We start from the raw sequence: 23,471 nt of genomic DNA, 5'->3' as shown, positions 1-23,471 counted from the left end.
CCCCTGATTCGAGGGATCAGGCCTGGGTAATGCCCCTCGCAAGTGAGTTGGCTTTTGACTTTTGCGCACAAATGGCGGCATTCAACGCAAATGCTTCCACGCTTTGTGCTTCAGGGCTTGCGCCACACTGATGGATTGCGGACCCGAAATGACTTCGAAACGGGCACCCGCTTGCAAGCGACCCGGCCGGTCCACCGCGAGATAAAACCCGCAACGCCCGCTTTGCACCATGTCTTTGGCCGCATGGGTGTAACCCATGACCGCGTTGAATTTGCCGCAGGGCTCACGCGGCTGCGTCACACGCAAAACCACATCACCAAAGTCCAAGCTGTCGCCGATGAAAATATGTTCTTCCAGCAGGCCTTGCAGACTGAGGTTTTCACCCAGATAACCGGGGGCCAGCTCTTCCACGAACATCGTTGCGCCCTGCGTCTGGCGCTGGGCTTGCCACCAAGTCAGGTGCTCTGAAGGCAAGGCATACACCGCCTTGCTCAGGCCGCCGTGCACACTCAGATCGGCCTGTTCGTCGCCGGCCAAACCCAGCGGCCCCACGGACACAGGGCCTTGCACGGGGGTCTTGCCAATGGCCGACATGAGCTTGCGCCCACCCACCATGAGCGGCTGAACCTGGCCGACTTGGATCGACCGCACACAGGTGCCTTGAAGTCCCGTCATGTGACTCAGGCTTTCATCAAGGCTTCAATCTCCTCTGCCTTGACAGGCACACCACGGGTGATCAACTCACACCCGGTGGCTGTGACGATGGCGTCGTCTTCGATGCGGATGCCAATGTTGTGGAATTGCTCGGGCACGCCGGGTGCAGGGCGCACATACAAGCCCGGCTCGATGGTCAGCACCATGCCTGGCTGCAAGATGCGGCTGGGGCGGTCTTTGATCAACTCGCCGCTCAGCGGGTCTTGGCGTTCGCTGATCTGGCCCACCTGTGACGGCTCCACATAGCTGCCGCAGTCGTGCACATCCATGCCCAGCCAGTGGCCGGTGCGGTGCATGTAAAACTGGAAGTAGCTGCGGTTGGCGATCACGTCTTGCGCGTTGCCGACCTTGTTCTTGTCGAGCAGGCCGACATCGAGCAGGCCCTGAGCCAGTACGGCCACCGTGGCTTCGTGCGGATCGACAAAACGGGCGCCCGCTTTGGTGGCTGCCACGGCCGCGTCTTGCGAAGCCAGCACCAGGTCGTACAAAGCGCGTTGTGGCCCGGTGAATGTGCCGTTGGCCGGGAAGGTGCGGGTGATGTCGCTGGCGTAACCGTCCAGCTCGCAACCGGCATCGATCAACACCAGATCACCGTTTTGGATCAAAGCGGTGTCGGCGCGGTAATGCAACACGCAGGCATTGGCCCCGCCCGCCACGATAGAGCCGTAGGCCGGGTACTGCGAGCCGCTTTGGCGGAACTCGTGCAGCAACTCAGCGTCCAGGTGGTATTCACGCACCTCTTGCCCCGCACGCAGCATGGCCGCGCTGCGCTGCATGGCGCGGATGTGGGCGCGAGCGCTGATGGCGCTGGCGCGGCGCATGATGTCTTGTTCGTGCGCGTCTTTCACCAGCCGCATCTCATCGAGCAGGCTGCACAGATCGCGCTGCTGCTCGGGGCACAAAGCGCCGTAACGCACACGGGCCCGCACCGACTGCAGCCAGCCGTTCACCAAACTCTCCAGCCCAGTGTGGATGGCAAAGGGGTACCAAACGGTGCTGCGGTTTTCCAGCAACTTGGGCATCTGAGCGGCCATCTCGCCAATGGGTAAGGCCCGGCTCACGCCCAAAGCAGCGGGTGCCGCGTCTGGCCCCAGGCGGATGCCATCCCAAATTTCGCGCTCGAGGTCTTTGGCTTGGCAAAACAGCGTGCACTCGCCCTCGGCTGTGATCACCAAGCTGGCGTGCGGCTCGGCGAACCCGGTCAGGTAATAAAAGTAGCTGTCATGCCGGTACAGGTAGTCGCTGTCGCGGTTGCGCTGGCGCTCGGGCGCGGTGGGGATGATGGCGATACCGCCTGCGCCCAGTTGGGCAGCGAGGCGGGCACGGCGTTGGGCGTAGAGGGCGTTAGAAGTCATCTGAACATTGTAGGAGGCCGCCCCTGGGTTCGAGTGCGTTCAGGGCACTAGACCCATTGGTGAGCAGGGGCTCGCTTGCACGGGCAACAAAACCTCGGGGTCACCTAGCTCTGATTGAGCTGCGCCAGCCGCTCGGGCGTGCCCACATCGGTCCAGTTGCCCGCATACACCTCGCCTGTCACCTGCCCACGGTCCATCGCCGCGCGCAACAAGGGAGCCAGCGCCAGCGCGGTGCCCTGGGGGTTGCCCGCAGGCACACCGCAATCGACAAAAAAGGCTTTTTTGTACAGCGCGATGGTGCTGAAGGTGTGGTCGCGGCCTGCCGCCCCTTTGGGCAGATTCAACACCAGGCCTTCGGCCGACAAGCCAAAGTCGCCGCCCAGGTTGTGCGCCGGGTTGGGCACCAACCACAGGTGGGCCAATGCAGGGCTGGCGACAAAACGTTGAAAGGCCTGAGTCGTGAACACGAAATCGGGCGCAAACACATCGCCGGCCACCACCCAAAACACCTCAGCCAAGCGGGGCAGGGCGCGAACAATGCCGCCAGCGGTTTCCAGCGCCTGGCCAAAGTCCTGGCCTTCGTGGGAGTAACTGATCTGCACCTCGGGCAAGCCGGGCCAAGTGGTGCGGTCGCCAAAATGCGCCGGAATCTGCTCACCCAACCAGGCGGTATTGACCAGTTGGTGGAGAAAACCGCCCCGTGCCAAGGCCTGCATGGGCCACTGCATGAGTGGCTGGCCGCGCACGGTCAGCATGGGTTTGGGGGTGGTGTCGGTGAGGGGGCGCATGCGCTCGCCGCGTCCTGCGGCGAGGACCATGGCTTGGGCCGGAGCCGTACCGAGCGTAGACGGGATCGGAGCGTTTGAAATCGACATGGTGGGATATTGCCATGCTTTGAGGCGCTCTCGGGACAGGACGAGCCGACCTGGGAGACCTACACTGTTTCCCGGACATTCAACCCTCAAACTCCTATGACACGCCCCCTGCCCGCCGTCATTGCCGCCGCACAAAACGCCTCCGATCGCATGGCCGACCGGCACACACCTTTTGTCATGAACGACTGGTACGTGGCCGCCTTTGCCGAGGAAATTAAGGAAGAACTGCTGGGCCGCACCCTGCTGGGACGCCAATTGGTTTTTTACAGAACCAGCACGGAGCAGGTGGTGGCACTCGAAGACCGCTGCCCGCACCGCTCTATGCCACTGTCGGCAGGCACATTGACCCAAGACACCATCGTGTGCGGTTACCACGGCCTGCGCTTCAACGCAGAAGGCGACTGCATCGAAGTCCCCTCACAAGCCAACTGCCCCAAAAACGTGGGCATCCGGTCCTACCGCACCCACGAACGCGGTGCCGTGGTCTGGATTTGGATGGGCGAGGCAGAGCTTGCCGACCTGTCCAAACTGCCGCCACAAGACTGGATGGAAAGCGGCGAGTGGGAGCGCTCACAAGGCTATTTGAGCCTTCAAGGCAGTTATGTGCGCCTGCACGAAAACCTGCTGGACCTGACGCATTTGAGTTTTTTGCACGCCAAAAGTTTTGGGACGCCCGATTACGCCAAAGCGGCCTTTGAAAGCGTCATCGGCGATGGCCAATTTGCCTTGCTGCGAAACGTCGTGCCCACCACCTTGCCCCCGGTGTGGGCCATTCCCACAGGCTTGACCGGACAGGGCCAGGCTGCCCGCATCGTGCGTTCCGAATTTCGCAGTCTGGGGCTGCACGAGGTGTCGGTGACTTTCTACGATTGCAATTTGCCCGAAAACGAGCGCCCCCAGTTTCGCATCCGCACTGCGCACATGCCCACGCCCGAAACCGCCACCAGCACCCATTACTTCATCGTGCACGGACGCGATTTTGCTTTGGGCAACCCCGAGACCACACGCTTCATGCACGATCAGTTGTTTGTGGCTTTTCAAGAAGATGTGGACGGTCTGGCCCTGCAAGAGCAGGCCTTGGCCAGCACCCCACCCGAAGATTTGTACGAGTTTTCAGTGGCAGCCGATGCCCCGGCCGTGGCCATGCGCCGTTATGTGCTGGCTCGGCAGCGCCAGGAGGCACCGGACTGAAGCTGGCTTTGTTCTTCGCCATCCCTGCGCCTTGGGCCCCAGCGGACAACCGCTAAAATCACGGGTTTTCCCGACCTCATCACCGGAGTTGCCCTACATGGCCAATACACACAACATGGCGAACGCCATCCGCGCCCTCGCAATGGACGCCGTTCAACAAGCCAACTCCGGTCACCCCGGTGCGCCCATGGGCATGGCCGACATGGCCGTGGCGCTGTGGGGTGATCACCTTCAACACAACCCCAGCAACCCGCACTGGGCCAACCGCGACCGCTTCGTGCTGTCCAACGGCCACGCTTCGATGCTGATTTATTCGGTGCTGCACCTGACGGGCTACAAGCTGTCGGTCGATGACCTGAAAAACTTCCGCACGCTGCACAGCAAAACCGCAGGCCACCCCGAAGTAGGCGTGACCCCCGGCGTGGAAACCACCACCGGCCCACTGGGTCAGGGCATCACCAACGCCGTGGGCATGGCGCTGGCCGAAAAAATGCTGGCTGCCGAGTTCAACCAAGAAGGCCACGCCATCGTCAACCACCACACTTATGTGTTCCTGGGTGACGGTTGCCTGATGGAAGGCATCAGCCACGAAGCCGTGGCCCTGGCTGGCGCCTGGAAGCTGAACAAACTGATCGCCCTGTACGACGACAACGGCATCTCGATCGACGGCAAAGTCGCCCCTTGGTTCATCGACAACACGCCCCAGCGCTTTGCCGCCTGCGGCTGGAACGTGATCGACGCTGTGGACGGCCACGACGCTGCGGCCGTGTCCAAAGCCATCGCTGCCGCCAAACACAGCGCCGACAAGCCTACTTTGATCGTCTGCAAAACCGCCATCGGCAAGGGCTCGCCCAACCGTGCAGGCACCTCCAAAGCCCACGGCGAACCTCTGGGCGCTGAAGAAATCAAACTCACCCGCGAAGCCCTGGGCTGGACGGCCGAGCCCTTCAAGATCCCCAAAGAGGTCTATGCCGACTGGGATGCGAAAGTTGCCGGCAAAGCCCGCGAAGCCGCCTGGAACACCGCATTTGCCGCTTACAAAGCCGCCTTCCCCGCACAAGCCAAAGAGTTTGTGCGCCGCATGAAGGGCGACTTGCCCAAGAACTTCAACCAAGTGGCGTTTGACGCCGTGGTCGCCGCCCACACCAAGGGCGAGACCGTGGCCAGCCGCAAGGCCAGCCAGCTGGCGCTCGAAGCCTTCACCGCCGCGCTGCCCGAAATGCTGGGCGGCTCGGCCGACCTCACGGGCTCTAACCTCACCAACACCAAGAGCACCCCCGCTTTCCGCGTGGACTTGGCCGGTGACGTGGTGAAGACCGAAGACGGCAAAATCGGCCGCCACATCAACTACGGCGTGCGCGAATTCGGCATGGCCGCCATCATGAACGGCGTGGCCCTGCACGGTGGCTACATCCCCTACGGCGGTACCTTCCTGACCTTCAGCGATTACTCGCGCAACGCCATCCGCATGGCCGCGCTCATGAAGCAACGCGTGATCCACGTCTTCACCCACGACTCCATCGGTCTGGGCGAAGACGGCCCGACCCACCAGTCCATCGAGCACGCGGCCAGCCTGCGCCTGATCCCTGGCCTGGACGTGTGGCGTCCGGCTGACACGGCCGAAACCACCGTGGCCTGGGCCGTGGCCCTGCAAAACGCGAACCGTCCTTCAGCCCTGCTGCTGTCGCGCCAAAACCTGGCTTACTCACCCAAGAGCGATCTGGGCGACATCAGCCGTGGCGCGTATGTGCTGTCTGAGCCAGAACACGTTGGCATGAAGAAGACCCACGGCGTGATCATCGCCACCGGCTCTGAAGTGCAACTGGCCCTGGCCGCGCAAAAGCTGCTGGCCGAACGCAAGATCGGTGTGCGCGTGGTCTCCATGCCCAGCACCAATGTGTTCGATCGCCAAGACAGCGAATACAAGCAAAGCGTGTTGCCCAAAGGCCTGCCCCGCGTGGCGGTCGAGATGGGCTCCACCGACGGCTGGTGGAAATACGGCTGCGCCGCTGTGGTCGGCATCGACACCTACGGCGAGTCGGCCCCAGCACCTGTGCTCTTCAAACACTTCGGCTTCACCGCCGAAAACGTGGCCGACACGGTCCACGCCGCACTGCTCAAGGCCTGATCGTTGGCCACGGCGCCCCTCACGGGGTGCTGCGTGCCACAACGGCCACTGACCGGCCGGACCCCTTCCTCGCCCACAAGGCGCTGAAGCCAGGTCCGGGGATCAGGATTCTGAAAGGGTCTTGGTTTCCAATCCGGTTACGTAACGGTTTAGTAACTTATCTCCTGAGGCTCTCACCATGACCATCAAGCTGGGTATCAACGGATTTGGCCGCATTGGCCGTCTGGCTTTGCGCGCCGCACTCAAGCACGGCTACGACGACATCCAAATCGTCGGCATCAACGACCCCAAGCCCGCCGACTACCTGGCCTACATGCTCAAGTACGACAGCGTGCACGGCCGCTTTGATGGCACCGTGGACTTCACCGAAGACACACTCATCGTCAACGGCAAAAAGATCAAGCTCTCGCACGAGCGCGACGCGCACAACCTGCGCTGGGGCGAGATGGGCGTGCACACCGTGCTCGAATGCACGGGCCACTACCTGACCGAGCCCACCAGCCAAATGCACCTGGCTGCGGGCGCCAAGAAGGTCGTGATCTCGGCCCCGTCCAAAGACAGCATCCCCATGTTCGTCTATGGCGTGAACCACAAGAAATACGCAGGCGAAGCCATCGTGTCGAATGCGTCATGCACCACCAACTGCTTGGCCCCCGTGGTCAAGGTGCTCAATGACAAATGGGGCATCAAGCGCGGCCTGATGACCACCGTGCACGCGGCCACCGCCAGCCAAATGACCGTGGATGGCTCCTCGCGCAAAGACTGGCGCGGTGGCCGTGGCATCCTCGAAAACATCATCCCCAGCAGCACGGGCGCGGCCAAGGCCGTGGGCGTGGTGATCCCCGAAATCAAGGGCAAGATCACTGGCATGGCCTTCCGCGTGCCCACCTCCGACGTGTCGGTCATTGACCTGACCGTGGAACTGAACAACGACGCCAGCTACGCCGAAATCTGCGCCGAGATGAAAGCGCAAAGCGAAGGCGCGCTCAAAGGCGTGCTGGGTTACACCGACGAAAAAGTGGTGTCCACCGACTTCCGTGGCGAGCCCTGCGCCAGTGTTTTTGACGCGACTGCAGGCATTGCGCTTGACAAGAGCTTCGTCAAGATCGTGGCCTGGTACGACAACGAATGGGGCTACGCCAAGCAGTGCTTGGAGATGGTGCGGGTCGTCAACAAGAAGAAGTGAGCGGCAGAATGGGCGTGGCGGTATTCACCCAGACTGAACATCGTGCCATGGCCTATCGCCTCAGCCTGTCAGTGAGCCTGGCCGTCCCAAATCGCCGTCCGCAAATCGATCAAGACGATGCCAATCAGGAATCAAAAACTGACCATAGCCTGCAACGATCAACCCCTCTTGCTCCAACTGCTGTAGCAACTGGTTGGCCGTCTGGCGAGAGCACCTTGCTTGACTGGCCAATCTGGCTTGCGTGACATGCAGGGTGCGAGGTAATTGGTCGGATGCATGCTGTTGTTCCTGAACCAAAATGCTCAACAATTTAGCCATGCGCTGAACCGGGGTAGCCAAGACAGACTGCCCGGTCCACTCCATCAGCAAGCGCATCCGATGACCAATCATCCGAATGATCAAAGGATAAGTTTCTGGATGACGAGCGCAAAAAGTCCGAACTGCCTCAATGGGTAAAGTCAAATAACTTGAGGAAGCACTGCTGTAGAAATCATGCGCTGGCGCTTGGGCCATGAACACCGAAAGCCAAGTTGCCCAACCGCCCGATGTGATGTGACCGACCACGATTTCAGAGCCCGAAACGTGGCGAGCAATGATCTCAATGTGTCCCGAAAGCACCAAACGCAAATGAGATGGGTTCTCCCCCGCAGCACCAAGCAAAGTAGGGATTTTGTAGTGCTCAATCCGCGCCACTTGCAGCATCCCATCTAAGGCGTCAGCCCCTACAGCACCAAAGATGGTGCTGGCCAATTTTTCTCGAACATCCTGACCTGATATAGGGTTTGTCATAGTCTCTCCGAGCTTGATTTGTCGGTTAGCCGACATTCTTGTTGCCTCAAATCTTTGAGACTCATGACAAGCCACGCGCTCAGCTTGCCATCAGCGTGTGTGGAGAAAAAATTTCCAGGATCCATGTTCATATGAGCCTTATTCTTTACGCAATACCCTTTTTTCTTGGCTGCATAGCGCTTGAATATGTCATCTCCAAAAGAAATGCGCAACAGGTTTACCGCTTCCACGATGCGGTCACCAGTTTGAACATTGGCTTCATCAGTGAGACGATTCGTTCCGTTCTGAAACTGATGTCCATCTTTGTTTACGCCTTGGTGGTTGACCAAGTCGCTGCATTTGAATGGGACCTTAAAAACCCCGCCGTCTGGGTCGTGGCTTTTTTCATGTACGACTTTTTCTACTACTGGGCACACCGCAGCGGGCACGAAGTGAACTTGTTGTGGGCATCACATGTCGTGCACCATTCCAGTGAAGAGTTCAACCTGTCGACTGCACTGCGACAATCATGGACAAATCAGATTTTTTATTGGATTTTTTATCTCCCGATGGCCATCGTCGGCATTCCTGTCAAGGTGTTCGTCATCACCGCCTTGGTGAGTGCGCTGTACCAATTTTGGAGCCACACGCGGCTGGTCGGCAAACTCGGTTGGGCAGATCGCATCTTTGTCACGCCATCCAACCATCGCTGTCACCATGGTCGCAACGACTATTGCATCGACAAAAATTACGGTGGTACGTTAATCATCTGGGATCGAATTTTCGGCACATACACCGAGGAGCGCGACGATGAACCCGTGGTTTATGGCACGTTGACCCCCTTAAACAGCTGGAACCCTGTTTGGGGCAACTTCAAAAACTACACCACCCTCTGGCGAGATATGCGCGACGCCAAAAGCTGGCGTGAAAAACTCTATATTGTGTTTGCGCCTCCTGGCCTGATCAACACAAACACCAACAGTTCGGTCCAGACACCCGAACCCATCACCCAACGCTTTGCAACACCCGTGACACGATGGCAGCAAATTTACGGTTGGTTAGCATCGGGTGTTGTATTGGCTCTGGTGATTGAGCTGCTGCGTGTAGCGCCTGATCTGAGCTGGCCTGCGCGCGTGGTCTTTACTGTCACGATCATTTTGAACACTGCGGGCCTCAGTCGCATTTTTGAAGGACGTGCTGGTGCCGTGAAACTTGAAGCGAGCCGCTGCCTATTGATGTTCGGCTGCTTGGGCGCTGGAATGTGGTTTTACCCATTGCCTGACATCGCGCGTTTTCTGGCTGTGGGAATCCTGATGGTGTCATTGGTCCTCTTGTTCTTGTTGCAACGTGATCAGTCTTCAACCATCACGCAAAATTTCATGGAGACCGCATGAACCTGCAAGCACTTTTTGATGCATTGCTGGCTCTTGTGGCCTTGGGTTTGGCCATTCGTGGAGGCCACTGCAAACCTGCGTGGCGTCTGGCTTGCTTGCTGTTGGCTGCAGCTGCCACATTGGGAGCACTGCGATTTTCGGGGTTGCTGCCAATGCCGTCATTGCATCAGTTTTTCTCGATGCTAGGTGCAGGGGTTGGCTTGCCTCTGCTGGCTTTGGCTGTCATCCTGCCTGATAGCCATGTGGCCACACAACGGCGATTTGCTTGGATTTTTACCATCTCCGCAGGTACCTTGTGCATTCTGTTGGTGATGGTGGCACAGCTCAAAGTCTGGACTGCGGCATGTGCACTCTTATCCACATTCGGTATTTTGATGATCTCCATCAAACACCGTGAAATGATCACCGCTTTAGGTGCACTGCTGTTATTGCTCGCGCTCTCAGCTTTTGCCGCCAAGATACACATACCTCCTTTGCTGCCTGGCGACTTATTGCACATCGGCATGGCTTTGGGTTTGCTGGCATTGTCAGCAGGGGCCCAGCGTCTGAGACCCACGCCTTGAGGTAAAAACGGCTTGGCTTGCTAGCGGCGCTTAACACCTTCCATCAAGTCAACGCAGCCTTAATCTCATCCGCCGCCTTCTCCGCCATCATGATCGTCGGCGCATTGGTGTTGCCACTCACGATGCGCGGCATGACCGACGCATCCACCACGCGCAGACCCGGCACGCCGTGCACGCGCAACTGCGCATCCACCACGGCCATGCCATCTTGGCCCATGCGGCAGGTGCCCACAGGGTGGTACAACGTATCGGCGTTTTGCCGAATCCAGTGGTCGAGTTGTTCGTCAGTGCGCGCATCGGCAGATGCTGCCCACTCTTTGCCATAAGCGGCCAATGCGGGTTGGGACAAAATGTTTTGAGCTTGGCGAACACCGTCTCGCAAGCGCTGCAGGTCACACGGGTCGCTCAAAAACTGCGGGTCGATCAACGGTGCGCTGTTCGGGTTGCGGTCGGCCAATTGCACACGGCCTCGGCTGTCCGGTTGCAACAGACACACATGCAGCGAATAGCCGTGGCCCAGCGTGAGCTGACGGCCATGGTCCACCAGTTTGGCCACCACAAAGTGCAGCTGAATGTCCGGGTGCGCCTCTTCGGGGCGGCTTTTGTAAAACGCACCGCCTTCAGCGAAATTGGTGGTGAGCGGCCCCTTGCGGTGCTGCCGCCAGGCCCACAGGGCTTGTAGGGTTTGCCACGCGCCTTTGGGTGAGACGCCGATCAAATCGGTTTGCCCCGGCGCATCGGCCACCAACACCGCGTCGGGGTGGTCGTGCAGGTTTTCGCCCACGCCGGGCATGTCGCGCAACACCTCGATACCTAAGCTTTGCAAATGCGCGGCAGGCCCAATGCCCGAACGCATGAGGATGGCGGGCGACTGGAAAGCGCCTGCACTCAAAATGATCTCGCGCCGGGCGGTCACGGTCTGTGCCTGGCCACCCTGCAAGGTGTGCACTTGCCGCGCCACGCCATCGACCAAGCCAATGCGGTCCACGGTGACACCGGTCATGACGTGCAAGTTGGGTCTGCCCAAGTTGGGTGTCAGGTAGCCCTTGGCTGCGCTGAAACGCTCGCCTGCCTTCTGTGTGACCTGGTACAGGCCCACGCCTTCTTGTGTGGGACCGTTGAAGTCGCTGGTTAAGGGCAACCCGGCTTGCACGCCCGCCTCCACAAAGCGTTTGGCGAACGCATTAGGGCTTTGCAGATCGGCCACGTTCAAGGGCCCGTTTTGGCCATGCCATTCGTTGTGGATGCGCTCGTTGTGCTCGGCCTTCAAAAAGTAGGGCAACACATCAGCCCACGACCAACCCGCGCAACCCATGTCAGCCCAGGTGTCGTAATCCACCGCTTGGCCCCGGATGTAGGCCATCGCATTGGTGGAGCTGGAGCCCCCCAAGGTGCGGCCACGCGGCTGAAAACCGATGCGCCCGTTCAAACCGGGTTGCGGCACGGTGTTCAGGCCTTGCGAGACGATTTCAGTACGGGCCATGAGCGCGATGCCGGCTGGGCAATGGATCAAGGCACTGGTGTCGGGCGGCCCAGCCTCGATCAGGGCCACCTGCACGGCAGGGTCTTCGCTCAACCGGGCTGCCAGAACACACCCGGCCGATCCACCACCCACGATCACATAATCAAACACCGAATGATTCATCAATTTGACTCCCGTTCTTCTAGGTGCAATATAAACCTGTAATGGCCCGTCATCGGGTGTGCTGGGCTTAGTGGTTTGCCCTTGGTGTGAGTGCCCAGCGTATGGATGATTCGGTACCGCGTGCCATGCACCGGTTTACGCGCCATACAATCAAAATCGAACCGCAACTCCACACACCGCCATGCTTTCAACCCTTGACAAAGCTGCTGCGCGCTTGCGCACCATCCTTGCGCCCATGTTGTGCATGGCACTGCTGGCGCCACTGCCGCTGTTGGCACAAACGCGTCCGGTTGCGCTGGTGATTGGCCAAAACGATTACCAGCAGATGAAGAAACTTGACAACGCGGTCAACGACGCACAGGCGATTGCCAGCAGTCTGCGCGCGCGTGGCTTCGACGTGACTTTGTTGACCAACATCGGCGCAAAGCAGATGCGACAAGCTCTGACCGAGTACCGCAGTCGATTGACCGCGAGTCGTCGTGGCGTGGTCTATTTTGCTGGCCATGGCGCACAAGTCGGCAACGACAACGTGTTGGTGCCGGTTGACCTGCCAGATGTTTCCATAAGAGCACTGACCCAGCAGAGCGTCACGTTGCGCGAATTGGTCAATACGCTGGCACCTGCACAACCCGAAGCACTGGCCATCATCCTGGACGCCTGCCGTGACAACCCACTGCTCTCCGCTCAAGTTCAGAAAAAAGGCCTGGGCGAGCCAGGTCTGAACCTGCCTTCTGGCTTCATGGTCATTTATGGTGCCAGCGTGGGACAAACGGCTCTTGATTCTGCCTCTCCAAGCGGGTCTGCGGGTACGCCCGATAACGGCCTGTTCACCGCACGCTTCATCCACTGGTTTGCCAAGCCATCTCTCAGCCTGCGCCAAGTGATGCGGCGCACCCGAGTCGACGTGATGGAGTCAGCCCGTCAGATGCACCACCAACAGTTGCCCTCGGTCTATGACACCCTTGTGCGAGGCAGCCGCTTTCATGCATTGACCAGCATTAGCTCTGACACACTGGTGTCCCATCGTGCACCGTCTGGCCCTATCCGTCTGATCGTGCCCGCCGCTGCGGGCGGTCCCACTGACGCCGTTGCACGCGCATTGGTGCGGTACATGCAACCCATGGTGGGACAGCCCATCCACATTGAAAACATCATTGACATTCCTGGCCTGCGTGTCGCCGATTTGGTGGGCAGCGCCTTGGCAAACGGCCAAACCCTTTTGTTGAGCTCCTACCAAGCATCGTTGGCACGCATGCGCCGTGGCGATCAACGCCTGACGCCCATCGGCCTGGTCACAGAAACCCCCATCATTTTGACCACGCACACCGGCAACGACATGCACAACCTGCAGCAAATGCTGCAGTCTCAGCGCGGCTCTGGCAAACCCCTGTCTGTCGGCATATCAGGTCCGGGTAGTCCCAGCGAAGCCTGTGCCGCAGAACTGCGACGCGTATGGGGTAGCGATACCTTTGAGACAGTGGTGTACCGAGGCAGTGCACCAGCGCTGGCCGATTTGTTGGCAGGCAAAGTCGATCTGAACTGCGACCAAGCCATCCTATTCGGCCCCCACATCGCCAGCAAACGCATAAAGCCATTGGCCAACCTTCAAGAAGATGCGATCGGCGAAGTCGCCATCAGTGCTGCCGCCACTGCACAGGCCCAAGGCTATGCGGCCGTCGTGCCCAACTGGACAGCGCTGTTCGCACCCACCAACACCGACGCAGCCATCGTGCATCACCTGAGCGTGGCCCTGCAACGCGTCCTGGCCGAGCCTGCTTTCGATGCCGAACTGCGTCGCTTCTTGGCCCTTCCCGTCACACCCGAAAAAGGCGTTCCACTGGAGGTGGATTTGTCACTCAAAGTGGGGCTGGAGGTGTCACCGTGATCGCCTTGTCAAACATCCACGAAAACTCTCCCGACCCGCGGTATCAGTTTAGCCTTGCATGACAAGGCTTTTCATATAAAAAGCCGCCTGCCCTGATGAGACAGACGGCTTAAAAGCCACTACAAGGGGATCACTTGGCAGCAGGCATGGCTTTTTTGGCGGCTTCTGCGTGGGTATGCGCTTGCGTCAGATGCTCTTGTGCAACTTTGACGTGGGCTTGAGCGCCAGTGTGATCGTTCGCACCGATGAGCTTGGCCACTTCTTTGTGTGATTTGGCCGCCAGCTCCAGATGCTCCGCTGCTTTGCTGTGGTGCTGCTCAGGCTTCAGCTGGACAGGCACAGGCGTAGGTGTTACGGGTGTTTTGCTCTCGAATGACATGTGATTTCCTTTTCAAATGTTGAGTGATGGATCTGTAAACCATGTGCACCTGATTCACTAACCCATTTTTCCCACCGACACGGGTCCTGTCTGTCCGCTTGCACACGCAACAGCCATCGGTTACACAACCGGAACAATCCGGGCTATGTAACAAAATTTCAATATTTGGCATACGATGGTTACATGCACGGCGCATCCAGTTTTGGCTGACTTGAGCCCACCCATCAACGAAAGTGAGACCCACATGACCACGCGAATCGGCATCAACGGCTTTGGCCGCATCGGGCGCATGGTGCTGCGCGCAGCCGTGCAGAACTTCAACGACGTTGAGATCGTCGGCATCAATGACTTGCTGGAGCCAGAATATCTGGCCTACATGCTGGAGTACGACAGCGTCCATGGCCGCTTTCAGGGCACGCTGTCTGTAGAGGGTTCCACGTTGATCGTGAACGGCCAACGCATCCGCCTCACACAAGAGCGCGACCCGGCCAACCTGAAATGGAGCGAGATCGGCGCGGATGTGGTGATCGAGGCCACGGGCCTGTTTCTGGACAAAGACAGCGCAGGCAAGCACCTGAGCGCGGGCGCCAAAAAAGTCGTCATGTCCGCGCCTTCGAAGGACGACACGCCCATGTTTGTGTATGGCGTGAACCACGCGTCCTACGCGGGCCAGACTATCATCAGCAACGCCAGCTGCACCACCAACGCGCTGGCCCCCATCACCAAAGTACTGAACGACAAATGGGGCATCAAGCGTGGCCTGATGACCACGGTGCACGCCACCACCGCCACACAAAAAACCGTGGATGGCCCGAGCAACAAAGACTGGCGCGGCGGGCGCGGCATTCTGGAAAACATCATCCCCAGCAGCACGGGCGCAGCCAAGGCGGTGGGCGTGGTGATTCCCGAGATCCAAGGTCGGCTCACGGGCGTGGCGGTGCGTGTGCCCACCAGCGATGTGTCATTGGTGGATTTGACGGCCGAGCTGAACACCCCGGCCACCTATGCCGAAATTTGCGCCGAGATGAAGGCGCAAAGCCAAGGGGCCTTGAAGGGCGTGTTGGGTTACACCGAAGCCAAAGTGGTCTCGACCGATTTCCGGGGTGAGGTCTGTACCAGCGTGTTCGACGCCGAGGCGGGCATGGCCCTGGACAGCACCTTCATCAAAGTGATGGCCTGGTACGACAACGAGTGGGGCTACTCGAACAAATGCCTGGAGATGGCGCGGGTGGTGGGACAGACATAAGCCCACGCGCTTGTGCGCAAGGGTTTGGGTCAGCGTACGCCGCCATGCCCGACAATCGACAGACAACGCCCATGCTTTTAATGGGCGTTTTCATTGGCTGATGGATTCCCATGCACACCCTGGAACAACTGCGCAGCGGCGCCTTGGCAGGCACGCACCGCCTCGATCTTTCTTGCGGCTTGACCGAGCTACCAGAAGAAGTTTTTGCCCTGGCCGACACGCTGGAGGTGCTCAACCTGAGCGGCAACCGCCTGCGCACTTTGCCGCACCAGCTGCCGCGCCTGCACCGCTTGCAGGTCTTGTTTGCCTCGGACAACGACTTTGAGGTGCTGCCCGAAGTGCTGGGCGACTGCCCGGCTTTGCAAATGGTCGGCTTCAAAGCCAACCGCATTGCGGATGTGCCCGCCGCCGCGCTGCCGCCCGCCTTGCGCTGGCTGACGCTGACGGACAACGCCATCGGCCATTTGCCCACCGAACTAGGCCAACGCCCGGCTTTGCAAAAGCTGATGCTGGCGGGCAACCAGCTCACCACGCTGCCCGATAGCCTGCAGGCGGCTCAAAAACTGGAATTGCTGCGTGTTTCGGCCAACCACCTGGAGCACGTGCCCAGCTGGCTGACCGAACTGCCGCGCCTGGCCTGGTTGGCACTGGCGGGCAATGACATGAACTGGACATGTGCTTCAGATGATGCATCTGCATGGCCGAGCATCACCTGGACGGATCTGAGTCATGGGCCGCTGCTGGGCGAGGGCGCTTCGGGCCACATCTACCAAGTCCAAGCAGCGGCTTGGCCGCAGCCCTTGGCGCTCAAACTGTTCAAAGGCAAGGTGACCAGCGATGGCCTGCCCGAAGACGAGCTGGCCGCTTGCCTGGCCGCAGGGCAGCACCCGGCGCTCACCACGCCCGTAGCGCGGCTCACTGGCCACCCTGCGCAGGCCCAGGGTTTGCTCATGCCGCTGATTCCTGCCGCACATGTCAATCTGGCGGCACCGCCCAGCCTGGACAGCTGCACCCGCGACGTGTACCCGCCGGGCTTTCAGCTCTCTGCTGCATTGGCCCTGCAAATGGCCCGCGATGTGGCCGATGCGCTGGCGCACCTGCACCAGCGCGGCGTGATGCACGGCGACTTGTATGCCCACAACATCCTGGTCGACCCCGTGCACGGTCAAGCTCGCTTGGGCGACTTTGGCGCGGCCACACGGCTGCCGATCGATCAAAGCGCGTTGCGCCAAAACCTGCTGGCGCTGGAGGTGCGGGCTTTGGGGTGTTTGTTGGAAGAGTTGGGCACTGCTGCACAGGCGCAAGCCGCCCACCCTTCAGTCCAAGCTCTGCAGGACCTGGCCCACGCCTGCCTGTCCAATCAGCCGCGTCAACGGCCGACGGTCAGGGAGGTGTCCCAGGCCCTCCAAGCCATCGAAGGCATCGAAGGCATTAAGCCTTGACGATCGTGACTTGGTTGAGTTGGGCCTGCGCCTTGACCAATGAGGGCACCATCTCGCTGCCATAGCCCAAAGCCACGGCCGTGTTCAGCGCCTGGTGCACGCTGGTGCCAATGATGGAAGGCACTTTCACGCTCTCGGTGAGGTGCGAGTAGTAACGCAAATCCTTGGCTGCATTGTTCAGCTCGAACTTCATCGCGCCATAGTCGCCCTGAAGTGTTTTGCTCATCAGCTGGAACAGTCCCGAATTGACTCCGCCTGCCGAGATGACCTGCACCAGTTTGTCCAGGTCCACGCCCGCCTTGGCCCCCACAGCGAAGGCCTCGGCTGTAGCGGTGCAAATGGCTTGTGCCACAAAGTTGTTGAGCAGCTTGACGACGTGACCCGAGCCCATTTCACCCACATGGAACACGTTTTCGCTGTACGCCCGAATGACCGACTCGATGCGCGCGAACACCTCGGGCGATGCGCCTACCATGGAGTTGAGCTTGCCCGCCTCGGCCTCGATGGGTGTGCGCGTCAGGGGTGCGTCCACATAAATCACGCCTTGCGCAGCACACAAGGCCGCCATACGCCGCGTGGAATCAGGCTCGCTGGTGGAAGTGTCGATGATGATCAGGCCAGCGCTCGCCTTGGACAAGATGCCTCCCGGCCCAGCCACGACTGCCTCAACTTGGGGCGAGCCGGTCACACAAATGAGCACCGCATCACAGGCCGCCAAGTCGGCGTATGCGCTGACCTGCCGCGCGCCCGCAGCCAGCAAGTCCTGCACGGGCGCGGTGCGCTGGTGCACCGTGATCGACAAATCAAAACCCTTGGCCCGAATGTTCTTGGCCATGCCATGGCCCATCAATCCCGAAGCGCCGATAAATCCGATGTGTTGCATGGTGTCTCTGCTGTGTGGTGAAAGGAACCACCATTCTGGAAGATATCGCGGGACGGGGCTGTCGCCTGTGCAATTTCAAGTCAATGCTCGGGGCCTCCTCAAGGTGATCTGCCGCTTGCGAGACAAAGTCTGCCGCAGACGGTGGCTAACATCGGTCATGCACCTGACTGTTTCATCTCCCGTCCAAGCCCTCGCCGACATTCACCGCATCGAGGCCACGCCCTTGGCACAGACCGTGCCTTGGGCCAGCACCTATGCGCTGATCCGTGCCAGTGCCGAGGTTCATGCCGACCGCCCTGCACTGACCTTTTTGCACACGGGCCAACCCGGCGGCAAGTCCACCACTTGGACCTACCGTGACTTGCTTAAAGGCATCCACCAAACCGCCAACCTGCTGCACGGCTTGCACCTCTGCCCACACGACGTGGTGGCCATTTTGTTGCCGGGCGGCTTGGCTTACCACTTGGCGCTGTGGGGTGGCGAGGCGGCGGGCATCGTGCAGCCACTCAACCCCTTGCTCAGCGAAGACAAACTGCTGTCTTTGCTGCGGGCCAGCCAAGCGAAGGTGCTGATCGCACACGGCGTGGACGACGACACCCAGATGCGCGCCAAAGCGCTGCGCTTGCAAGCCCAATTGCCCCATTTGCAGACCGTGCTGCTGGTGCACCCAGAGGGTGAGCCCTTGGCCGAGGCCCTGCCCGATGGCACCCAAGACTTTCACGCCCATCGCGCTCAACAGGCCTCAGACCGGCTGCTCAGCGATCGGGTGTTCAGCCCCCAAGACATCGCTGCTTACTTTCATACGGGCGGCACCACCGGTGCGCCCAAGCTGGCGCGGCATAGCCATGGGGCGCAAATCTTCACGGCGTGGGCCAACGCCACGATGCAGGGCTTTCAAGCCAGCGACGTGACGATCAACGGCTACCCGCTGTTCCATGTGGCGGGCGTTTTACCGGGGGCCTTGTGTTCCTTGGCGGTGGGTATGCACGTCATCATTCCAACCGCCGCGCTTTTTCGCAACCGCGACGTGGTGCAAAACTACTGGCGCTTGGCAGAGCACCATGGCTGCACCCTCATGTCGGGCGTGCCCACCGTGCTGGCCGCCTTGGCAGGTGTGCCGCTGGATGGCGCTGACATCTCGCGCATGCGTTCCGTACGCACGGGGGCAGCGCCCTTGCCGCCCGAGTTGGCACAACGCTTTGCGCAAACTTTCGGTTTGCAGATCAACGAGAGCCTAGGCATGACCGAAACAGCAGGTTTGAGCACCGTGGCCCCGCCGGGTCTGAGCGCTCCGGCCGGTTGCGTGGGCTGGCCACTGCCGCATGCACAAGTGCGCATCGTGGCCTTGAACAGCGACGACCAGGCCACCGGAGACGACCTGCCCGCGAGCGACAAAGGCATGGTGCTGTACCGGGGGCCGAATCTGTTTTCGGGCTACTTGGATGCGGCTGAAACCGCAAGCAGCTTCACACCCGATGGCTGGCTCATCACGGGTGACGTGGGCTTCGTCGACACGCAAGGCCGGCTGCACCTGTCGGGTCGTGCCAAGGACCTGATCATCCGCGGCGGTCACAACATCGACCCCAAGGTGATTGAAGACGCCCTGGGTGCTCACCCGGCCGTCGATTTGTGCGCCGCCGTGGGTGCACCCGACGCCTATGCAGGGGAACTGCCTGTGGCCTTTGCCACCCTCAAGCCTGGCAGCACGGTCAGCGAGGCCGAATTGCTGACTTTCACCGCTGAAGGTGTCGACGAGGCTCCCGCTCGTCCCAAGTCGATCACGGTGCTGGCACGCATGCCCGTGACCAACGTGGGCAAGATCTACAAACCCGAACTGCGCACCTTGGCCACAGCGGCCGTGGTGCAGGGACTGGTCCACAACACCTTAGCGCCCTTGCAACTTGAACCCACGCAATGGCCGCAAGTGCAAGCAGCGGGTGATGCACAGGTGGTGGTGGACGCCCGCGCCACGCCTGTTGCTGCTTGGAATGCACTCAAGCCCTTGCTGGATGCGCTGCCCGTGAAGCTGGTTCTGCACGCGCCCTGAGGGGCGGCTAGCTGAGCCCCAGCTCAAGCAGCAGGACGCCCTGTTGGAAGGCCCACAAAAAACGCCACGGCTGGCGTGGCGTTTTTGGAAAGGCCAAGCACCCTTAACTCAGGTGCTTGCCGATGATGCCCGCCAGCTCAAACATGGTGGCGCTGTCCTTGCCGAACACGGCTTGCAATTTGCCGTCGGCCTTGATAGAGCGCTTGTCGGCCGGGTCTTGCAGGTTGTTGGCCTTGATGTAGTCCCAGATTTTCTTGACCACCTCGGTGCGGGCGTAGGTGCCGTCACCGATCACGGCGGCCAGTGAAGCGCTGGGCTTCAAGGTGCCCACAGCCGCTTTGCGCGGCGCTTTGGGCGCTGCAGTCTTGGCGGCTTTTTTGGCCGCAGGCGTTTTGGCGGCCGTGGTTTTGGCCGCAGCTTTCTTCACCGCGACTTTGCCAAACGGGGTCTTTTTGGCCGCCGTCTTGCGCGGTGGGTATTTCTTGCCGCCTTCGCGTTGCTCAAACTCAAACGTCACCTTACCCTCTTCGGGGTTCCAGGCCAACATGGCCTTGAAGCTGCGGCGTGTGCGGTTGCTGATGAACTTGTCGAGCAGGTCGGTCTTACCAGCGGCCAAGAGTTTGACGACTTGTTCGCGCTCCACCGGTTGCTGCAAGATGATCTTGCCGGTCTTGAAGTCGCAGCTCGGCGTGGGTTGCTCGTTCGTCGGCACGGCTTTGCTGCACACATAGTTGCTGCCGTGTTCGTGCACAGCGCTGCCGCACTTGGGGCACACGCCCAGCGACTCGTCGGTGAACTCGACGATCTCGCCACTCTCTTCGTTCTTTTTGTCGTCACCAAAGTCGAATTCGAGCTTCCAGTTCTTTTCTTCTTCGTTGTACTTGAGCGCCATCTCGGCCACAAAAGGCCAACCGGCTTTGGAACGGAAGCCGTCCAAAGGGCCGATCTTTTTGTCGCGCATGAACTGCTCGACCTCGGCGGGCTCAAAGGTGCGGCCTGCCGGCGTTTTGCCGAATGAAAAGCCGCAGCCTTCACTGGCCCCAAGGGCACCCGTGCAGGTGTACCGGCGGTAGTTTTCTTTCACCACGCCACCGCAGTTGGGGCAAGGCGTGCTCACGGTGGCGTAATCGCCCGGCACGGTATCGCGGTCGTACTCTTTGGCTTTCTTGACGATGTGCTCGGTCATGGCCGCGATCTCGGCCATGAAGGTGGCGCGGCTCAATTTGCCTTGCTCCATTTGCGCCAGCTTGTATTCCCACTCGCCGGTCAGCTCGGGCTTGGACAGTTCTTCCACCTGCAAGCCGCGCAACAGCGTCATGAGCTGGAAGGCCTTGGCCGTGGGGATCATCTCGCGGCCTTCGCGCAGCATGTATTTTTCGTTGATCAGGCCTTCGATCGTGGCGGCGCGGGTCGCAGGTGTGCCCAAGCCTTTTTCCTGCATGGCTTCGCGCAGCTCGTCGTCGTCAACCATCTTGCCTGCGCCCTCCATGGCGCCCAGCAGCGTGGCTTCGGAGTAGCGGGCCGGCGGACGGGTTTTCAGGCCCTTGGCTTCGACCGACTCGACACCCACCTGCTCGCCCGGTTGTACCGGCACCAAGTTCTGGCCCTTGTCGCCATCCTTGGCGTCTTCCACTTCTTGGGCGGCTTCTTTGCCGTAAATCGCCAGCCAGCCCGGCTTGACCAGCACCTTGCCCACGGTCTTGAAGCTGTGGCCTGCGGCCACGCTGATGCGGGTGGTCACTTGGTATTCGGCGCTGGGGAAGAACACCGCCATGAAGCGGCGCACCACCAGGTCGTACAACTTTTGCTCGGCCTCTGACAACCCGCTGGGCGCTTGCAGCGTGGGGATGATGGCGAAGTGGTCCGAGACCTTTTTGTTGTCGAAGATGCGCGGGATCTTGCGCACGTAGTTGTTGTTGAGCGCAGTGAGGGCGTGCGGGGCCAGGTGGCGCATGCCGCTGTCGGCCAGCATCTCGAAAGTTTCTTTGGCCACGGGCACATAGTCTTCGGGCAGGTGGCGCGAGTCGGTCCGGGGGTAAGTCAGGGCTTTGTGGCGTTCGTACAGGCTTTGCGCCAGCGCCAGCGTGGTCTTGGCCGAAAAGCCGAACTTGCCGTTGGCCTCGCGCTGCAAGCTGGTCAGGTCAAACAGGCCAGGGCTGGCTTGGGTGGTGGGTGTGGCCTCTTCGGTCACCGAGGCGGTCTTGCCGCGCACGGCGTCGACGATGGCTTGCGCCTCGGCCGCGGTCCATTGGCGGTCGGCTTTCTTCTCGGCGTCTTCTTCTTTGCGCCACTTCGGGTCGAACCATTTGCCCGCATAGGTGCCTGCGGCAGCGCCAAACTCGGCGTGGATTTCCCAGTAATCACGGCTGATGAATTTGCGGATTTGTTCTTCACGCTCCACCACCACCGCCAGCGTGGGGGTCTGCACCCGTCCCACCGTGGTCAAAAAGAAGCCGCCATCGCGCGAGTTGAAGGCGGTCATGGCCCGCGTGCCGTTGATGCCCACCAACCAGTCGGCTTCAGAGCGGCTGCGCGCGGCGTCGGCCAGGCCCTGCATTTGGCTGTTGCTGCGCAGCTTGCCAAAGCCGTCGCGGATCGCTTGGGGTGTCATGGACTGCAGCCACAGGCGCTGCACGGGCTTGTCCAGCGTCTTGGCGCCCCCGGCGTACTGCTCGATCAAGCGGAAGATCAATTCACCCTCGCGCCCCGCGTCACAGGCATTGATGAGGGCGTTCACGTCCTTGCGCTTGGCCTGCTTGACCACGGCAGAGAGGCGGCTCTTGGTTTTGTCCACGGGCTTCAAGTCAAAGTGCGGTGGGATCACCGGCAAATTGGCAAAGCTCCACTTGCCGCGTTTCACGTCGTATTGCTCGGGGGCCTGGATCTCCACCAGGTGGCCCACCGCGCTGGTCACGACGTAAGTGTCGTTCTCAAAGTGGTCGTCGTGTTTCTCGAACTTGCCCGAGGTCGGGGTCAAGGCTTTGACGATGTCTTGAGCCACCGAAGGCTTCTCTGCAATTACCAGTGTCTTCATATCATTACAATCCGTTGTCTCGCGTGTGCGCACGCGCCCGGGCACGCGCTCACGCACGCGCCCACATGAATTCACCATAACAAATTTTTGACGCCGTGGCCAAAACCCTTGTTTCCTCCCCCAGCCGCTCCACCCCCAGCGCCTCCGGCAAGCGCATCCAGGTGCGCCGCTCCGGCGTGCACGGCAAGGGCGTTTTCGCGCTGCAAAACCTCGCCGAAGGCGAGACCCTGATCGAGTACGTGGGCGAGGTCATCAGCTGGGACGAGGCGCAAGACCGCCACCCGCACGACCCCAAAGACCCGAACCACACGTTTTACTTCCATGTGAATGAAGACCGGGTCATTGACGCGCTGTTTGGCGGCAACTCTTCGCGATGGATCAACCACAGCTGCAACCCCAACTGCGAAGCCGACGAGGACAACGACCGCATTTTCATCAAGGCGATCCGGAACATCAAGGCCGGTGAGGAACTCAATTACGACTACGGCCTGATCATCGACGAGCCTTACACCAAGAAACTCAAGGCCGAATACCCCTGCTGGTGCGGTGCGAAGAACTGCCGTGGCACCTTGCTTTCGCCCAAAGATCGCAAAGACACGCCCAAGACACCGAAGCAGATGAAGACCAAGGCCAAAGACAAACCGAAGGCCGATGCCAAGGTGAAAGTCAAAGTTAAAACCAAATCCAAAGACAAGGCCAAGTCCATCAAAGCCGCCAAGGCTTGACTTGCACGCCA

At 60.3% G+C, this 23,471-nt stretch carries 18 protein-coding genes; 10 read left to right on the top strand and 8 right to left on the bottom strand.

Annotation, left to right across the window (positions count from 1 at the left end):
- Positions 1 to 81: 81 nt before the first annotated feature.
- From ACZ5SR_RS01850 to ACZ5SR_RS01840, 3 genes are all read right to left on the bottom strand, one after another.
- The gene (locus tag ACZ5SR_RS01850; RefSeq protein WP_464449894.1) at positions 82 to 675 is read right to left on the bottom strand and encodes an MOSC domain-containing protein; all 594 of its coding nucleotides are present in this window, start codon (positions 673 to 675) and stop codon (positions 82 to 84) included.
- A gap of 5 nt (positions 676 to 680) precedes the next feature.
- Complete coding sequence (locus tag ACZ5SR_RS01845) at positions 681 to 2,069, bottom strand: aminopeptidase P N-terminal domain-containing protein (RefSeq protein WP_464449893.1); 1,389 nt, start codon at positions 2,067 to 2,069, stop codon at positions 681 to 683.
- Positions 2,070 to 2,173: 104 nt separating this feature from the next.
- Positions 2,174 to 2,887, bottom strand: coding sequence for a nucleotidyltransferase family protein (locus ACZ5SR_RS01840; RefSeq protein WP_464450999.1), 714 nt, complete (start codon positions 2,885 to 2,887; stop codon positions 2,174 to 2,176).
- 153 nt (positions 2,888 to 3,040) lie between these two features.
- Here ACZ5SR_RS01840 and ACZ5SR_RS01835 point away from each other — a divergent pair, with 153 nt between their 5' ends.
- From ACZ5SR_RS01835 to gap (ACZ5SR_RS01825), 3 genes are all read left to right on the top strand, one after another.
- Entirely contained in the window at positions 3,041 to 4,135 is a 1,095-nt protein-coding gene (locus ACZ5SR_RS01835) for a Rieske 2Fe-2S domain-containing protein (RefSeq protein WP_464449892.1), read from the top strand.
- Positions 4,136 to 4,232: 97 nt separating this feature from the next.
- On the top strand, positions 4,233 to 6,263 hold the full coding sequence (gene tkt / locus ACZ5SR_RS01830) for a transketolase (protein ID WP_464449891.1): 2,031 nt from the start codon (positions 4,233 to 4,235) through the stop codon (positions 6,261 to 6,263).
- Positions 6,264 to 6,441: 178 nt separating this feature from the next.
- Positions 6,442 to 7,449 (top strand): type I glyceraldehyde-3-phosphate dehydrogenase, encoded by a 1,008-nt coding sequence (gene gap, locus ACZ5SR_RS01825; RefSeq protein WP_464449890.1) that lies wholly within the window; start codon positions 6,442 to 6,444, stop codon positions 7,447 to 7,449.
- A 60-nt stretch (positions 7,450 to 7,509) separates the two neighbouring features.
- On the opposite strand, the gene ACZ5SR_RS01820 is transcribed toward gap (ACZ5SR_RS01825), so the two are convergent.
- Positions 7,510 to 8,238: a Crp/Fnr family transcriptional regulator gene (locus ACZ5SR_RS01820; RefSeq protein WP_464449889.1), complete on the bottom strand. Its 729-nt coding sequence runs from the start codon at positions 8,236 to 8,238 to the stop codon at positions 7,510 to 7,512.
- A gap of 131 nt (positions 8,239 to 8,369) precedes the next feature.
- Here ACZ5SR_RS01820 and ACZ5SR_RS01815 point away from each other — a divergent pair, with 131 nt between their 5' ends.
- Both ACZ5SR_RS01815 and ACZ5SR_RS01810 read left to right on the top strand, forming a co-directional pair.
- Complete coding sequence (locus ACZ5SR_RS01815) at positions 8,370 to 9,611, top strand: sterol desaturase family protein (RefSeq protein WP_464449888.1); 1,242 nt, start codon at positions 8,370 to 8,372, stop codon at positions 9,609 to 9,611.
- 101 nt (positions 9,612 to 9,712) lie between these two features.
- Positions 9,713 to 10,174 carry a hypothetical protein gene (locus ACZ5SR_RS01810; RefSeq protein ID WP_464449887.1) on the top strand — a complete coding sequence of 154 codons (462 nt, stop codon included), beginning with the start codon at positions 9,713 to 9,715 and terminating at the stop codon, positions 10,172 to 10,174.
- Positions 10,175 to 10,217: 43 nt separating this feature from the next.
- On the opposite strand, the gene ACZ5SR_RS01805 is transcribed toward ACZ5SR_RS01810, so the two are convergent.
- Positions 10,218 to 11,819, bottom strand: coding sequence for a GMC family oxidoreductase (locus ACZ5SR_RS01805; protein ID WP_464449886.1), 1,602 nt, complete (start codon positions 11,817 to 11,819; stop codon positions 10,218 to 10,220).
- 181 nt (positions 11,820 to 12,000) lie between these two features.
- Between ACZ5SR_RS01805 and ACZ5SR_RS01800 the strand changes: the two genes are divergently transcribed.
- Positions 12,001 to 13,704, top strand: a complete 1,704-nt coding sequence (locus ACZ5SR_RS01800; RefSeq protein WP_464449885.1) for a tripartite tricarboxylate transporter substrate-binding protein — start codon at positions 12,001 to 12,003, stop codon at positions 13,702 to 13,704.
- A gap of 130 nt (positions 13,705 to 13,834) precedes the next feature.
- Here the strand turns inward: ACZ5SR_RS01800 and ACZ5SR_RS01795 are convergent, their stop codons facing one another.
- Positions 13,835 to 14,083 carry a hypothetical protein gene (locus ACZ5SR_RS01795; RefSeq protein ID WP_464449884.1) on the bottom strand — a complete coding sequence of 83 codons (249 nt, stop codon included), beginning with the start codon at positions 14,081 to 14,083 and terminating at the stop codon, positions 13,835 to 13,837.
- Between the two features lie 244 nt (positions 14,084 to 14,327).
- On the opposite strand from ACZ5SR_RS01795, the gene gap (ACZ5SR_RS01790) reads away from it, so the two are divergent.
- Positions 14,328 to 15,329, top strand: coding sequence for a type I glyceraldehyde-3-phosphate dehydrogenase (gap, locus tag ACZ5SR_RS01790; protein WP_464449883.1), 1,002 nt, complete (start codon positions 14,328 to 14,330; stop codon positions 15,327 to 15,329).
- Positions 15,330 to 15,439: 110 nt separating this feature from the next.
- Positions 15,440 to 16,771 carry a leucine-rich repeat-containing protein kinase family protein gene (locus ACZ5SR_RS01785; protein WP_464449882.1) on the top strand — a complete coding sequence of 444 codons (1,332 nt, stop codon included), beginning with the start codon at positions 15,440 to 15,442 and terminating at the stop codon, positions 16,769 to 16,771.
- Here the strand turns inward: ACZ5SR_RS01785 and ACZ5SR_RS01780 are convergent.
- The gene (locus tag ACZ5SR_RS01780; protein ID WP_464449881.1) at positions 16,761 to 17,654 is read right to left on the bottom strand and encodes an NAD(P)-dependent oxidoreductase; all 894 of its coding nucleotides are present in this window, start codon (positions 17,652 to 17,654) and stop codon (positions 16,761 to 16,763) included. The two genes, ACZ5SR_RS01785 and ACZ5SR_RS01780, sit on opposite strands and share 11 nt — an antisense overlap.
- A 157-nt stretch (positions 17,655 to 17,811) precedes the next feature.
- Here ACZ5SR_RS01780 and ACZ5SR_RS01775 point away from each other — a divergent pair, with 157 nt between their 5' ends.
- Positions 17,812 to 19,701 carry an AMP-binding protein gene (locus ACZ5SR_RS01775; RefSeq protein WP_464449880.1) on the top strand — a complete coding sequence of 630 codons (1,890 nt, stop codon included), beginning with the start codon at positions 17,812 to 17,814 and terminating at the stop codon, positions 19,699 to 19,701.
- Positions 19,702 to 19,804: 103 nt separating this feature from the next.
- Here ACZ5SR_RS01775 and ACZ5SR_RS01770 read toward each other — a convergent pair whose 3' ends face one another.
- Complete coding sequence (locus tag ACZ5SR_RS01770; RefSeq protein ID WP_464449879.1) at positions 19,805 to 22,735, bottom strand: DNA topoisomerase III; 2,931 nt, start codon at positions 22,733 to 22,735, stop codon at positions 19,805 to 19,807.
- Between the two features lie 95 nt (positions 22,736 to 22,830).
- Between ACZ5SR_RS01770 and ACZ5SR_RS01765 the strand changes: the two genes are divergently transcribed.
- Entirely contained in the window at positions 22,831 to 23,460 is a 630-nt protein-coding gene (locus ACZ5SR_RS01765; protein ID WP_464449878.1) for an SET domain-containing protein, read from the top strand.
- Positions 23,461 to 23,471 lie beyond the last annotated feature (11 nt).

The organism is Limnohabitans sp. TEGF002, assembly GCF_055395845.1.
Note: the sequence above shows the minus strand (reverse complement) of the source record. Positions and strands in the feature narration are given on the sequence as shown.